This window comes from Pseudomonas sp. TE3910, assembly GCF_056279025.1.
The window spans coordinates 3,564,741-3,577,669 of sequence record NZ_JBWBQN010000001.1; the positions used below are offsets into that span (position 1 = coordinate 3,564,741).

Sequence of the window (12,929 nt, forward strand, 5' to 3'; positions counted from 1 at the left end):
AGCCCGCTGTCGCTGCGGGCTTTTTTGTGTGCGCTGTTTTAGCGCCAGCGGGACAGGATTTCAGGAAGCTGCGACAGGCGCTGGATTTCGGCATCCGGGTGTTGTTCGGCCTCCCAGGTCTTGCCTTGAGGGTTGAACCAGATCGCCCGCAGGCCTGCTTGTTGGGCGCCTGCGATGTCGTCGCCGGGGTGATCGCCAATATGTACCGCCGCACTGGCTTCTACCTGGCCACGGCGAAGGGCTTCCTGGAAGGGCTGCGGGTCGGGTTTGCCGATGCCCAGGTCTTCTGCGCACAAGGTGAACTTGAAATAGTCGGCCAGCCCCAGGCGGCGCACATCGGCGTTGCCGTTGGTGACCACGCCCAAGCTGTAGTGACGGCAGAGCAATTCCAGCACCGGCTGCACTTCCGGGAAAATGTCGATTTGATGGCGGGCATGCAGGAAGACTTCAAAGCCCTCGTTGGCCAGCTCCCGGGCGTGCGCCTCACTGTAGCCAACCTCTTCCAGTGCATGGAACAGCACCCGACGCCGTAGTGCGCTGATGCGGTGCTTGAGCCCCGGTTCGGCCTGTACCAGGCGCTCGCGAATGGCATACAGGTGCTCGACCGGCACGGGGCCCAGGTTGGGGGCATTGGCCGCCAGCCAGTCTCGCAGTACGGCTTCGGCGCTGACAATAACCGGGGCGGTGTCCCACAGGGTGTCGTCCAGGTCGAAGGTGATCAGCTCGATACTCATGTGTCGCTGTCCTTACTGCGCTTGGCCCGTGGATGGGCGCTGTCGTAAACCGCAGCCAAGTGTTGGAAGTCCAGGTGAGTGTAGATCTGCGTGGTGGCGATGTCGGCATGGCCGAGCATTTCCTGGACGGCGCGCAGGTCTTGGGAGGACTCCAGCAGGTGGCTGGCAAAAGAGTGCCGTAACATGTGTGGGTGCAGGTTTTGCCCCAGCTCCCTTACGCCGGCGGCTTGTACCCGCAGTTGGATCGCCCGACGGCCAAGGCGACGGCCCTGGCGGGTGACAAACACCGCGCCATCTTCAGGCGCGCTCATGCCGCGCAATTTGAACCACTGTTGCAGGGCCTCGCGGGCTTTGCGGCCCACCGGCAGTACGCGGGTCTTGCTGCCTTTGCCATGCACCTGTACCAGGCCTGCGGCGAGGTCCAGTTGCTCCATGTTCAGGCTGGTCAGCTCCGACAGGCGCAGCCCGGAGGAGTAGAACAACTCCAGGATGGCCTGATCGCGCCGGCCGATGAAGTCGTCTTCAACGGCTCCGTCGAGCAATTGCAGGGCGCGGTCGGTGTCCAGGGTCTTGGGCAGGCGCCGCTCGCCTTTGGGGGCCGACAGACCGGTGGCCGGGTCGTGGCTGCATAACCCTTCACGGTTGAGGTAGCGATAGAAACCGCGCACGGCCGAGAGCATGCGGGCCAGGCTACGTGAGGACTGCCCGTGTTGATGCTGACGGGCAACGAACTGACGCAGCTGTTGGATCTGCAGGTCGTTCCAGCTGTTGATGCCGGCCTTGGCGCAGTACGCCAGGACATTGTCGAGGTCGCTCCGGTAGGCCAGTTGGGTATGCGGTGACACCTGACGTTCGTTACGCAGGTATGCACAGAACGCGTCCAACTGGCGTTGCATGGTTAGCGCACCGAACGCAGGGTTTGCGTGAAGCGTGGAACGACACGGCCCAGGACTTCGGCAATGTAGCCCAGGAACAGGGTGCCGACACTGCTCTTGTAGTGCTGCGGATCTCGGCTGCCGATCGCCAGCACGCCATGCAGGCCCTGATGGTTGAGTACGGCGACGGCGCTGGAGCCGACTTCTTTACGCTGCTCTTCACCGAACAGGAAGTCCAGCTCATGGTCGCGCAGCGAGCCGCTGACGGTCTTGCCGCCGCAGAGCAAGCTGCCAATGGCTTGTTGGGCCTCGGTACTGTTGACCCAGCGGCCCACCGAAGTGGCGTTGTCACTGAACAGTATGAGACTGACAAACGGCACCTTGAACTCCTGGCGCAGGCTGTCTTCGACGGCCATGACCACTTCCTCGAGGCTGTTGGCATCGAGCAGGTCGAGGATCAAGCGGCGGGTCTTGTCGAACAGGCGGTCATTGTCGCGGGCGACGTCCATCAGCTGTGACAGGCGATGGCGCATCTCGATGTTGCGATCACGCAGGAGCTTGAGCTGGCGCTCGACCAGCGAGACGCTATCGCCACGCTGGTGAGGGACGTGCAGTTCCACCAGCAGTTCATCATGCTCGGTGAAAAATGCCGGGTTGGCGCGCAAGTAGGCGGCCACGGCCTCGGCCCCAAGGGCCGGTGTCATGCCCTGATCACTCGGGGCGGGGTGTTCGACGGGGGCCTGGGGCTGATCGGTCATGGCTGATACTCACTCATAGACGAACCTGTCCTTCGAAAACGCGCACGGCCGGCCCGGTCATCATCACCGGGTGGCCAGGTCCTGCCCATTCAATCGACAGGCGCCCGCCTGGCAGGTCGATAAGCAGGGGTGAATCCATCCAGCCTTGGCTGATCGCGGCCACTGCAGCAGCGCAGGCGCCGGTACCGCAGGCCTGGGTTTCCCCGGCGCCACGTTCCCAGACCCGCAGTTGTGCGCGGTGCCGATCAATGACCTGGATAAAGCCGACATTCACACGTTGCGGGAAGCGTGGGTGGTGTTCGATCTTCGGCCCCAGGGTATGTACCGGTGCCTGGTTGATGTCATCGACACGCAGCACGGCGTGCGGGTTGCCCATGGAGACGGCGGCCATTTCGACCTGCTGGCCGTCCACATCCACCGAATAGCTCAGGGCTTGTTCGGGGGCCTGGAACGGAATATCGGCCGGGACCAGCCGTGGTGGGCCCATGTCGACACAGATCTGCCCATCGCTACGGACATTGAGCTCAATGACGCCGCTACGGGTTTCGACGCGGATCTGTTTCTTGGCGGTCAGGCGTTTGTCCAGCACGAAGCGGGCGAAGCAACGTGCACCGTTACCGCACTGTTCTACTTCGGAGCCGTCGGCGTTGAAGATCCGGTAGCGAAAGTCCACGTCCGGATTGCTCGGTGCTTCGACGATCAGTAACTGATCGAAGCCGATACCGGTATGCCGGTCGCCCCATTGCTTGGCGTGCTTGGGCAGAATGTGTGCATGCTGGCTGACCAGGTCGAGGACCATGAAGTCATTGCCCAGGCCATGCATTTTGGTAAAACGCAGCAGCATGGGGTTACTCCGGCAACTGGCTTTCGCCTGCGAACAGTTCGGCTACGGTCTCGCGACGACGCACTTCAAAGGCCTTGTCGCCATCGACCAGAACTTCGGCGCAGCGGCCACGGGTGTTGTAGTTCGAGCTCATGACAAAGCCATAGGCACCCGCTGAATGCACAGCCAGCAGGTCGCCCTCGGCCAGGTTCAGTTGACGCGCTTTGGCCAGGAAGTCGCCGGTTTCGCAGATCGGTCCGACCACGTCATAGGTGCGTGGCTCGCCCGCACGCGGCTGCACGGCCGTCACGTCCATCCAGGCTTGATACAGGGCTGGGCGGATCAGGTCGTTCATCGCCGCATCGACGATAGCGAAATCCTTGTGTTCCGTGTGCTTGAGATACTCGACACGGGTCAGCAGCACGCCGGCATTGGCGACGATGTAACGACCCGGCTCGAAGACCAGGGTCAGGTCACGTTCGCCGACACGCTCGCGTACGGCCTTGATGTAGTCGGCAATAAGCGGTGGCTGTTCGTCGTTGTAACGCACACCAACACCACCACCCAGGTCCAGGTGACGCAGGTGGATGCCACATTCGGCCAGGCGGTCGATCAGCGCCAGCAGGCGGTCGAGTGCGTCGAGGAACGGGGCGAGGGTGGTCAGCTGCGAACCGATATGGCAGTCGACACCCACCACTTCCAGGTTCGGCAGTTGAGCTGCGCGCAGATAGACGGCCTCGGCATCGGCGATGGCAATGCCGAACTTGTTCTCTTTCAGCCCGGTGGAAATGTACGGGTGGGTACCGGCATCGACGTCAGGGTTGACCCGCAGCGAAATCGGCGCGCGTACGCCCATCTCGGCGGCGACGACCTGCAGGCGTTCCAGTTCGTCAGTGGACTCGACGTTGAAGCAGTGTACGCCGACTTCCAGGGCCCGACGCATGTCTTCACGGGTCTTGCCGACGCCGGAGAACACCACGCGGTCGGCGCGTCCGCCAGCGGCCAGAACGCGTTCCAGCTCACCGCCGGAGACGATGTCGAAGCCTGCGCCCAAGCGGGCGAGCACGTTCAGCACGGCCAGGTTGGAGTTCGCCTTGACTGCAAAGCAGACCAGGTGCGATACGCCTTCCAGGGCATCGGTATAGCTGCGGTAGCGCTCTTCGATATGGGCGCGCGAGTAGACGTACGTCGGCGTTGCGAAGCGCGCGGCGATGGCTGACAGCGCTACGTCTTCCGCGAACAGTTCACCTTCGCGGTAGCTGAAAGCGTCCATGGGGTTCCCTTACTGGTGCTGGTGCGATTGCGATTTTTTGCCATCTTTGCTGTCGTCAGGCAGGTACAGAGGACCCTTTTGACCACAGGCGGAGACGAGGCAGGCAACCGCGACGAGCGCCGCGAGGGAGGAGATCAGGCGCTTCATGGCGAAATCCTTTGAAATAAGCAGTATTGCGCCCGAGTATACCGAGCGCCCAGCGCCTTGCCTATGTGGCTTGCCCGCCATCGGACAGGGGCGGTGGTCGGTATCCTTTGCATTCGTCGCGCTGGCCTCGTATCGTGCCCGGCTTGCGCGTGAGCAGAAAATTTCGAGGTTCTTGCAATGAGTTTGAGCGAAGCACGTTTTCATGACCTGGTCGATGCCACCCAGCAGGCGCTGGAAGACCTGTTCGACGAAAGCGGCCTGGACCTGGACATGGAAAATTCGGCCGGTGTCCTGACCATCAAGTTCGATAATGGCAGCCAGTTGATCTTCAGCCGGCAGGAGCCTTTGCGTCAGCTGTGGCTGGCTGCCCGTAGCGGCGGTTTCCATTTCGACTACGACCCGGAAAGCAAGAAGTGGATGTGCGATACCACTGACGAACTGTTGGGCGAAATGCTGGTGCGCATCGTCTTTGAGCAGTCTGGCGAGAAGCTCGACTTCGACGAGATTTGAAATGAGTGTTGCCAGCAAACCGGCCAAGCCGCTGTACAGCAATGTCAGCCCGGCGGTGCCTTCGCCGTGTATCAGCCTGTGCCGGCTCGATGAGCAGAAGGTCTGCCTGGGTTGTTTCCGGCATGTAGAGGATATTCGCCAGTGGCGTTCGGCGGATGACGAGCAGCGTCGTCAGATTTGCCGCGAAGCAGGTGCCCGGCGCACCCAGGCCGAGGCTCGCTGAGCCAGGGCTGCCTGCCTCCCCTCTTGTGTATTTGCCGGGCTGTGGTAGTGTCGAACGTATATCGGCACTGCCGAATTCCTGAAAACCCCGCCCTTGGGCGGGGTTTTTCTTTATATCGCCTAGAAAAAGGAGTCTGACTGGATCATGAGCACCAAGCCTTCCCTTATCCTCACCCGATTGGACGTACAACGTCTTGAGCGTTTGATCGATAGCCTCGACGAAAACGTGCCGGGTGTGCTCGCCTTGCAGGACGAGCTGGACCGCGCCGAGCAGGTGGTCGGTCACGAGGAGGTCCCGGCCGGTGTGGTGACCATGAACTCCCGCGTGCATTGCCGTGAGGAAGCCAGTGGCAAGGACTATCACCTGACCCTGGTCTACCCGAAGGATGCGGGTGCCGAAGGCAGCGTATCGATCCTGGCGCCGATTGGCTGCGCATTGCTGGGCCTGTCGGTCGGCGAGCAGATCGATTGGCCAGCACCGGGCGGCAAGACCCTCAAGCTCAAGCTGCTGGAGGTTGAGTACCAGCCGGAAGCCGCTGGTGACTTTGACCTCTGAACCTGGCTTAGAGCAGGGCCATGGCGTCGTTCAGGCGCGCCTCCAGTTCGTCCTTGTAGCGCAGGTAGCGGATGCTTGAACCTGGGCTTTCAGCGAGCAGGTCGGACAGGTCCAGGTCAGTGATGTAGCAGCGGTAGGGCGCAGCTTCACGGCGCTGCTCGACGATCTCGCGCGCAACCATGGCATACAGTTGGTCGCCATGGTCGAGCGCTGAAAATTCCTTTTGATTACAGTACAGCGTGACGTGGGCTGACTCGGTTGCGCTCGTCTGTAGGATCGCCTGTACGTCGTAGAAAAACCTGCCGCTGTTGTCCTGTGGCGCGGGGCGGGGTTCGACCCGGCGCGCTCGGCCTCCGCCCGAGGGCATAATCTGGTAGTAATGGATTGCCAGCGAGCCTTGCGCCAGTGGCCGGCGCGCGTTCTGACGAAAAACCACCGCCTGCAGGAAGCGCTGCAACGGCAGCAGCAGGCTGCTCTCGTCATGCATCGGCAGGCGTTGCTGCCACAACACGTTATGTTCATCCAGCACGTAGACATCGGCCCAGTCATCCCACAGGCGGTAGAACACCTGAAGGGCGTGCGGCTGGCCAAGCGCAAGCACTTGTGCCAGGTCATGCTCCTGCAGTGCATTGGCATCCAGGTGCAGGTGGCTGTAACTGCTCCGCTCCTGGCCCAGATACGCCAGAAGGGCCGCGTGGTCGTTCAGTGTGGCTATTTCGGTTGCGCCAGGTTGCAGGTTGAGCACGTGGGTATGCTGCTGAACCTGAATCAGGTAGCGGTACTCGAGGGGTTGCTCCAGGAGTGCCTGAGCGCTCATGAACACTTCTTCGACACGCAGGGCAATGGCCTGGGCCCGGTTATGACAGAAGCAGCGTACCCTCAAGCGTGGCGCAGGTGCGCCGCGCTCAAGGCTGCTCAGGTAATCGCGCAGGCAGCGCAGCAGGGCATGTTCGCCGTCATAGCGTTGAACCTGCACTTCGTTCCAACTGTTGAGTGTGACCTGGTCGAGGGTCAGTACCAGGTTCTCGCGCACGCCAGCGTAGCTCAGCGAGTCGGTACGCTCGGTGGTCATCAGGATGTTCAGGTCGCGGTGTTGGCGCAGTGGGTCGATGCCGACATTCACCAGCAACAGCACCTCCTCGGCTACGCTGGGTTGTAGCAGGCGTTCCTCACTGACACGGGGCAGTGGCAGGGCTACGCTGTGCTGCAGGCTGCCGAGCAGGTTGAACAGCTCGTACTCGCTCAGGTCGCTGCTGCCTGGATACAGCGCTAGCCGCGTACTGCTGTCGATCACGCCATTGCGATGGGCCCAGGTCAGCAGTTCAAGTAACCCGCGGCACCGTTTGATCGGGGCGAAGTGCTCCCATTCCTGCGGGCCGAGGTTGCCGCTGTAGAGTGTCCATTGAACCCGCTCCGGTGCGTTGCCGGTACTTGATTGGACCAGCGTCAGGGTGTCTTCAGCCAGGTCAGGGGCCACGCCTGGGTTGATGAAGTCGACTTTGCCAGCACGGCGCCCGAAAGCTGCATGCAAGCGTCGGCCAAGCACGTTGAGGTCGCGTTGGTCGATGCGATTGCTCGCCTGTTGGCTGCGTGCGAACTGGTTGAGAAAGCGGTAGCCGTAGTTCAACTCATCGACCAGCACCCGCCGCTCGCTCTCGACCTGACGAACTTTCCATTGGCTGCGGCTGTCGAGCAGGGCCAATTGGCGTTCGTCCCAACCCCATTCCTGGCAAAGGCGTGCAAGCTGCTCGCGTTGCCAGCCACTCACGCGCTGGCGTGCCAGGTTGCTGAGTTTCTTGTTGACCTTCAGGTACAGGCTGCGTCGCACCAGCTCCAGCCGTTGGCTGTCGCCGCTGGCCTTCAGGTAGCGCTCGATGCGCCGGTAAACCATCACGTAGGGGTCGAGTTCGTCTGGGTCCAGGCGGTTGGCGAACACGGCCTGTTTGAACTGCAGGCTGAGGCAGTGTACCTGTGGATGCTCGCTGGCATAGGCTTCGGTCAGTAGCAGTTTAAGTACAGATTTGTAGGGCGACTCAATCCCTTTGTACAACTGCCAGAGCCCGGCACCGATGAACTCGCCGGCCGGGATATGGGCCATATGGCCAAGATCCAGAACCTCTTCTTCGCGGACAAACCGTTTGGACAGCAGCGTGCGGGTGAATTCGGCATAGCGCGCTTCTTCGTGCACAGGTACCAGCCACCAAAGCGGTGTGCGGCCGGCCAGCCAGATGGCGGTGCGGTAGAACTCATCAAGTAGCAGGTAATGCTGAGTGGTGCCGCAATCTTCCGAACTGAGCCTGGTGTTGCGTTCGCCCTGAACGAATCGCTGCGGGTCGATCAGGAACATGTGTGCTTCGGCGCCCTGGCTGGCGGCCCAGATCTCCAGCAACGTGCACTTCTTGCGCAGCTCGGCCAGGGCGGTGTCGTCCAGGTCGCAAGCGTGGCATACCCACACATCCATGTCGCTTTGTTCGGCCTGGGCCAGGGTGCCGAGGCTGCCCATCAGGAACAGCCCATGAATGGGGCGTGGCGGGTTGCCGTGGCGAGGCCTGTAGCTGAACGAGCGCGTCAGGCGCTGCGCTTCAGCCAACTGCTGTGCATCGGGCTCGTAACCAGAGACACCCGCTGGGGTAGAGCCTGATACATAGCCGGGAAACAGTGGGTGATTGACGTGGAAGAGCAGCGGTAGCAGGTTAAGGACGAGTTGCTGTCTGCTCGACAAACCGTCCATTGCGCGTGCCAGGCGACCTTCGTTCAGGCGCAGAAAACGCGCGCGCAACTGATTGAGCACCTTGCGGTCGATGCCTGCATCCAGGTCCGGGCGGATTTCATAGGGGTGGTTCATTATGGATTCAAACCGGCCTACAGGCTCGACAAGGGAACGTCAGTTAGCACTGGCGAGTTTAGCCCTAGTAATGCAGTCGGTTTAAGCCGTATTTGGTTTTTGACGCCATTTTTTCGTGGGCGGTGCAGCGTCGTGTACGGCCCGAAGGCCGTGCAAGACGCTGGCGCGTGAGGCTTGCCGGTGAAGGTGTCGGCGGGTATTCAGGCTGTTTCGGTCACGTTAAGGATGGTCAGCAGCTGCTGTGCATGCTCGGCGGCGTCCAGGCCCAGGCTGGTCAGGTAACCGCCATCGGGTTGGGTGATCAGTTCCTTGTCATGCAGGCGTTTGGCGGCGGCAATGGCTTGGGGCGCTGCCGTCTTGGTGTGAATTTTCAGGCCTTCCTGGGTATTGGCCAGGTTGAACAGTGCAAGTATTTCCAGTTCGGCAACCAACTCGGGGGTAAATGACATAGGTACTCCGACATTTCCTGAATTTGCGGTTGGCACCTTGGTAACGGATGCCTGGCTTTGGAGTGTAGTTCAGTCTTTTTCCGGCGGTAGTTCGGGCAGTGCGCGCAGGGCAGTTTCGTACCATTCGGTGTTGAATGCACGGTCTTCATCGAGCATGGCGTCAATCTCGATAGCCAGTACATGAGCCATCAGGTTGAGAATTTCTTCGCGCTCATAGCCCACCAGCGTCAGCTTGTTGAAAGCCGCCTTGGCGGCCGGTGGCTCACCGGACTCGATCTGATTCTCGATGGCCTGGGTCAGGGTGGCTTCGGCGAAGGCTTCTTCGTCGTCGCTGTCGATTTTGTTCTGTTCGCTCATGGTGATTCCTCGCGTTGAGCTTGCAGTTTGCCATGAGCGCACAGGTCATGTCGCAGTATCGACACGATCCATGATGCTGGTCAGTCCAGGCCAATCGTTCTATAACACCCCGGGCCAACTCCTTACGGCCTGGAGGCTGTTTTCATGCTCAAGCTTCATGGTTTTGCAGTCAGCAACTACTACAACATGGTCAAACTGGCACTGCTGGAAAAGGGCCTGCCCTTTGAAGAGGTGCCGTTCAACGGTGGCCAGAGCGATGACGCTCTGCAGGTCAGCCCGCGCGGCAAGGTCCCGGTACTGGAAACCGAGCACGGCTTTATCAGTGAGACCAGCGTGATCCTCGAGTACATCGAGCAGGTGCATCCTGAGCATGCCTTGCTGCCTGCCGAGGCCTATGCGCGTGCCAAGGTGCGCGAGCTGGCCAAGGAAATCGAGCTGTATATCGAACTGCCGGCACGGGCTTGTTACCCCGAGGCGTTTTTCGGCATGCAGGTGGACGCGGTCATCAAGGAAAAGGCCAAGGGCGAACTGTTGGCGGGGCTTGATACCCTCAAGCGCAACGGCGTGTTCTCGCCTTACGTTGCTGGTAACACGCTGACTCTGGCCGACCTGTATTTCTTCTACAGTGTCGATCTGGCGCGCGGTGTCGGCCTCAAGATATTTGGTCAGGACTTGCTGGAAGACTTCCCGCAGGCCAAGGCGCTGTTCGCCCGGCTCAAGGAGAGCCCGCATGTGCAGAAGATCGCAGCGGACAAGGAAGCGCAGATGCCCGCCTTCCTCGAGATGATTCGCAGCGGCAAGCGCTGAGTTGAAACAGGCTCGCCGTGCTGCCCGGCGAGCCTGTATCGAGGCTTAACGGCTGGCCAGCAGGGCCTTGCCGCGTTGCACCGCAGCCCGTACCTGGGCTGGAGCGGTACCGCCAATGTGGTTACGGGCGTTGACCGAGCCTTCCAGGGTCAGGACGGCAAATACGTCTTGCTCGATCTGGTCGCTGAACTGGCGCAGTTCGTCCAGGCTCATTTCCGCCAGGTCCTTGCCGGTGTCGACGCCGTATTTCACTGCATGGCCGACGATTTCGTGGCAGTCACGGAACGGCAGGCCGCGCCGTACCAGGTAGTCGGCCAGGTCGGTGGCGGTGGAGAAGCCGCGCAGTGCGGCTTCGCGCATGATCGCATGACGCGGCTTGATGGCCGGGATCATGTCGGCGAAGGCCCGCAGCGAGTCGCGCAGGGTGTCGGCGGCGTCGAACAGCGGCTCTTTGTCTTCCTGGTTGTCCTTGTTGTAGGCCAGTGGCTGGCCTTTCATCAGGGTCAGCAGGCCGGTCAGGGCGCCGAATACACGGCCGCTCTTGCCGCGCACCAGCTCTGGCACGTCCGGGTTTTTCTTTTGCGGCATGATCGAGCTGCCGGTGCAGAAGCGGTCAGGCAGGTCGATGAACTGGAATTGCGCACTGGTCCACAGCACCAGCTCTTCGGAGAAGCGCGACAGGTGCATCATCGCCAGGCTGGCGGCAGCGCAGAATTCAATGGCGAAGTCGCGGTCAGAGACGCCGTCCAGCGAGTTGCCGGCCACGGCTTCAAAGCCCAGCAGCTGGCAGGTCAGTTCACGGTCGATCGGGTAGGTGGTACCGGCCAGTGCGGCACTGCCCAGCGGCATGCGGTTGGTGCGCTTGCGGCAGTCGACCAGGCGCTCGTAGTCACGGCTGAGCATCTCGAACCAGGCCAGCAGGTGGTGGCCGAAGGTCACTGGTTGCGCGGTCTGCAGGTGCGTGAAACCCGGCATGATGGTTTCCGCTTCGCGCTCGGCTTGCTCCAGCAGGCCTTGTTGCAGGCGGGTGATCTCAGCGAGGATCAGGTCGATTTCGTCACGCAGCCACAGACGGATATCGGTGGCGACCTGGTCGTTACGGCTACGCCCGGTGTGCAGCTTCTTGCCGGTGATACCGATGCGATCGGTCAGGCGCGCCTCGATGTTCATGTGAACGTCTTCGAGGTCGATGCGCCAGTCGAAGTTGCCGGCTTCGATTTCGCTCTGGATGGTTTTCAGCCCGTCGATGATGCTGTCGCGCTCGGCATCGGTGAGAACGCCGACCTTCGCCAACATGGTGGCGTGGGCGATCGAACCCATGATGTCGTGGCGATACAGGCGCTGGTCGAAGTTGACGGAAGCGGTGAAGCGGGCGACGAAAGCGTCGACGGGCTCACTGAAGCGGCCGCCCCAGGACTGGTTGGTCTTGTCAGTGCTCATGGATTCGCTCGTTGAAGGCGTGAACGGGAAAAGTGGCGCCGATAATAGCAGGATTGGCAGCATTGACGGCGTTCGGCGGTCGGCATAAATGGGTGATCGAGGTTCTGGCTGGCGCCGTTGAAGGTGTGTTCTTGACAGGATATTTGGCGAATGAACGGCAGCGTTCCGGCAACCGTCTACAGTTGGACTGAGGATTGGCATCTTTACTGCCGACCCAGTGAATTTTTAGCCATCGTGCGAGTCTGAGCGTGGATCGCCGTGACGGTCGTCACTTCACCTGTCTACGCTATCCTTGTGCGAGACTCACGCAGGAATCCAGCGCAATATGAATGTCCTGATCGTTGATGACGAACCCCAAGCCCGCGAACGCTTGAGCCGCATGCTCGGCGAGCTTGAGGGCTATACCGTGCTGGAGCCTAGCGCCACCAATGGTGAAGAGGCCCTGGCACTGATCGACAGCCTTAAACCCGATGTCGTCCTGCTCGACATTCGTATGCCAGGCCTGGATGGCCTGCAGGTGGCAGGTCGCTTGTGCGAGCGTGAAGCACCACCGGCGGTGGTGTTCTGTACGGCGGATGATGAGTTCGCGGTAAACGTATTCAAAGACAGCACCCTGGGCTGCCTGATCAAGCCGGTACGCGCCGAGGAGTTGCGGGACAGCTTGCGCAGGGCAGAGCGTCCCAGCCGGGTGCAGTTGGCGGCGTTGACGCGCCCGGCCGCTGAGAGCGGCATCGGGCCTCGCAGTCACATCAGTGCGAGAACCCGCAAAGGCATCGAAATGATCCCGCTGGATCAGGTCATTTACTTCATCGCCGATCACAAATACGTCACCCTGCGCCATGAGTCCGGCGAAGTCTTGCTGGATGAACCACTCAAGGCCCTTGAGGATGAGTTCGGTGACCGCTTTGTCCGTATCCACCGCAATGCGTTGGTCGCGCGTAACCGTATTGAACGCCTGCAGCGCACGCCGCTAGGGCATTTCCAGCTTTATCTGAAAGGGCTCAATGGCGATGCGCTGGTGGTCAGCCGTCGGCATGTGGCGGGCGTGCGCAAGATGATGCAGCAGCTCTAAAGGACAGTGCTGGAGCGAATCGTGCCAAGGACGGCGACCTTATCCGATAATTTAGATCTGC

The 12,929-nt window shown here is 61.1% G+C and carries 15 protein-coding genes and 1 pseudogene; 6 read left to right on the plus strand and 10 right to left on the minus strand.

The features are described 5' to 3' along the window. Positions 1–38: 38 nt before the first annotated feature. Genes ACZ9H3_RS16325 through lptM form a run of 6 tightly spaced genes read right to left on the minus strand, consistent with a single transcriptional unit; the run spans position 39 to position 4,610 of the window. Complete coding sequence (locus tag ACZ9H3_RS16325; protein WP_065758055.1) at positions 39–734, minus strand: HAD family hydrolase; 696 nt, start codon at positions 732–734, stop codon at positions 39–41. Continuing rightward, positions 731–1,630, minus strand: coding sequence for a tyrosine recombinase XerC (gene xerC, locus ACZ9H3_RS16330; RefSeq protein WP_065758054.1), 900 nt, complete (start codon positions 1,628–1,630; stop codon positions 731–733). Before xerC ends, ACZ9H3_RS16325 begins: the two co-directional genes overlap by 4 nt. Positions 1,631–1,632: 2 nt before the next feature. After that, complete coding sequence (locus ACZ9H3_RS16335; protein WP_065758053.1) at positions 1,633–2,367, minus strand: DUF484 family protein; 735 nt, start codon at positions 2,365–2,367, stop codon at positions 1,633–1,635. Positions 2,368–2,380: 13 nt separating this feature from the next. After that, positions 2,381–3,211 (minus strand): diaminopimelate epimerase, encoded by an 831-nt coding sequence (gene dapF, locus ACZ9H3_RS16340; protein ID WP_065758052.1) that lies wholly within the window; start codon positions 3,209–3,211, stop codon positions 2,381–2,383. A gap of 4 nt (positions 3,212–3,215) precedes the next feature. Further along, positions 3,216–4,463, minus strand: coding sequence for a diaminopimelate decarboxylase (gene lysA / locus ACZ9H3_RS16345; protein WP_099773280.1), 1,248 nt, complete (start codon positions 4,461–4,463; stop codon positions 3,216–3,218). A gap of 9 nt (positions 4,464–4,472) precedes the next feature. After that, positions 4,473–4,610 (minus strand): LPS translocon maturation chaperone LptM, encoded by a 138-nt coding sequence (lptM, locus tag ACZ9H3_RS16350; RefSeq protein ID WP_009395706.1) that lies wholly within the window; start codon positions 4,608–4,610, stop codon positions 4,473–4,475. A gap of 177 nt (positions 4,611–4,787) precedes the next feature. On the opposite strand from lptM, the gene cyaY reads away from it, so the two are divergent. From cyaY to rnk, 3 genes are all read left to right on the plus strand, one after another. After that, positions 4,788–5,120 (plus strand): iron donor protein CyaY, encoded by a 333-nt coding sequence (gene cyaY / locus ACZ9H3_RS16355; RefSeq protein WP_065758050.1) that lies wholly within the window; start codon positions 4,788–4,790, stop codon positions 5,118–5,120. A 1-nt stretch (position 5,121) separates the two neighbouring features. Beyond that, complete coding sequence (locus ACZ9H3_RS16360) at positions 5,122–5,343, plus strand: DUF1289 domain-containing protein (protein WP_065758049.1); 222 nt, start codon at positions 5,122–5,124, stop codon at positions 5,341–5,343. 144 nt (positions 5,344–5,487) lie between these two features. Next, positions 5,488–5,898 (plus strand): nucleoside diphosphate kinase regulator, encoded by a 411-nt coding sequence (gene rnk, locus ACZ9H3_RS16365; protein ID WP_065758048.1) that lies wholly within the window; start codon positions 5,488–5,490, stop codon positions 5,896–5,898. 7 nt (positions 5,899–5,905) lie between these two features. Here the strand turns inward: rnk and ACZ9H3_RS16370 are convergent, their stop codons facing one another. From ACZ9H3_RS16370 to ACZ9H3_RS16380, 3 genes are all read right to left on the minus strand, one after another. Then, positions 5,906–8,743: a class I adenylate cyclase gene (locus tag ACZ9H3_RS16370; RefSeq protein WP_476221539.1), complete on the minus strand. Its 2,838-nt coding sequence runs from the start codon at positions 8,741–8,743 to the stop codon at positions 5,906–5,908. Positions 8,744–8,943: 200 nt separating this feature from the next. Further along, a complete protein-coding gene (locus tag ACZ9H3_RS16375) occupies positions 8,944–9,192 on the minus strand; it encodes a TIGR02647 family protein (RefSeq protein ID WP_065758046.1) in 249 nt (82 codons plus the stop codon). 69 nt (positions 9,193–9,261) lie between these two features. Beyond that, on the minus strand, positions 9,262–9,549 hold the full coding sequence (locus tag ACZ9H3_RS16380) for a hypothetical protein (protein ID WP_330522183.1): 288 nt from the start codon (positions 9,547–9,549) through the stop codon (positions 9,262–9,264). Positions 9,550–9,693: 144 nt separating this feature from the next. Between ACZ9H3_RS16380 and ACZ9H3_RS16385 the strand changes: the two genes are divergently transcribed. After that, positions 9,694–10,356, plus strand: coding sequence for a glutathione S-transferase family protein (locus ACZ9H3_RS16385; RefSeq protein WP_454240502.1), 663 nt, complete (start codon positions 9,694–9,696; stop codon positions 10,354–10,356). A gap of 45 nt (positions 10,357–10,401) precedes the next feature. Here ACZ9H3_RS16385 and argH read toward each other — a convergent pair whose 3' ends face one another. Beyond that, a complete protein-coding gene (gene argH, locus ACZ9H3_RS16390; protein WP_065758043.1) occupies positions 10,402–11,796 on the minus strand; it encodes an argininosuccinate lyase in 1,395 nt (464 codons plus the stop codon). Positions 11,797–12,017: 221 nt separating this feature from the next. Here argH and ACZ9H3_RS16395 point away from each other — a divergent pair. Together ACZ9H3_RS16395 and ACZ9H3_RS16400 are read left to right on the plus strand one after the other, a co-directional pair. Further along, positions 12,018–12,125, plus strand: a pseudogene (locus ACZ9H3_RS16395) (sensor histidine kinase); the annotation flags it as partial. Then, on the plus strand, positions 12,122–12,868 hold the full coding sequence (locus ACZ9H3_RS16400) for a LytR/AlgR family response regulator transcription factor (RefSeq protein WP_065758042.1): 747 nt from the start codon (positions 12,122–12,124) through the stop codon (positions 12,866–12,868). The pseudogene ACZ9H3_RS16395 and the gene ACZ9H3_RS16400, both read left to right, overlap by 4 nt. Positions 12,869–12,929: the final 61 nt, after the last annotated feature.

Bases quoted from the DNA above. Each gene is read 5' to 3' on its own strand.
- rnk (WP_065758048.1), top strand. From the start codon at position 5,488: ATGAGCACCAAGCCTTCCCTTATCCTCACCCGATTGGACGTACAACGT.
- ACZ9H3_RS16400 (WP_065758042.1), top strand. From the start codon at position 12,122: ATGAATGTCCTGATCGTTGATGACGAACCCCAAGCCCGCGAACGCTTG.
- ACZ9H3_RS16375 (WP_065758046.1), bottom strand. From the start codon at position 9,192: ATGTCATTTACCCCCGAGTTGGTTGCCGAACTGGAAATACTTGCACTG.
- argH (WP_065758043.1), bottom strand. From the start codon at position 11,796: ATGAGCACTGACAAGACCAACCAGTCCTGGGGCGGCCGCTTCAGTGAG.
- xerC (WP_065758054.1), bottom strand. From the start codon at position 1,630: ATGCAACGCCAGTTGGACGCGTTCTGTGCATACCTGCGTAACGAACGT.
- ACZ9H3_RS16360 (WP_065758049.1), top strand. From the start codon at position 5,122: ATGAGTGTTGCCAGCAAACCGGCCAAGCCGCTGTACAGCAATGTCAGC.
- ACZ9H3_RS16335 (WP_065758053.1), bottom strand. From the start codon at position 2,367: ATGACCGATCAGCCCCAGGCCCCCGTCGAACACCCCGCCCCGAGTGAT.
- dapF (WP_065758052.1), bottom strand. From the start codon at position 3,211: ATGCTGCTGCGTTTTACCAAAATGCATGGCCTGGGCAATGACTTCATG.
- ACZ9H3_RS16325 (WP_065758055.1), bottom strand. From the start codon at position 734: ATGAGTATCGAGCTGATCACCTTCGACCTGGACGACACCCTGTGGGAC.
- ACZ9H3_RS16380 (WP_330522183.1), bottom strand. From the start codon at position 9,549: ATGAGCGAACAGAACAAAATCGACAGCGACGACGAAGAAGCCTTCGCC.
- ACZ9H3_RS16385 (WP_454240502.1), top strand. From the start codon at position 9,694: ATGCTCAAGCTTCATGGTTTTGCAGTCAGCAACTACTACAACATGGTC.
- cyaY (WP_065758050.1), top strand. From the start codon at position 4,788: ATGAGTTTGAGCGAAGCACGTTTTCATGACCTGGTCGATGCCACCCAG.
- ACZ9H3_RS16370 (WP_476221539.1), bottom strand. From the start codon at position 8,743: ATGAACCACCCCTATGAAATCCGCCCGGACCTGGATGCAGGCATCGAC.
- lysA (WP_099773280.1), bottom strand. From the start codon at position 4,463: ATGGACGCTTTCAGCTACCGCGAAGGTGAACTGTTCGCGGAAGACGTA.
- lptM (WP_009395706.1), bottom strand. From the start codon at position 4,610: ATGAAGCGCCTGATCTCCTCCCTCGCGGCGCTCGTCGCGGTTGCCTGC.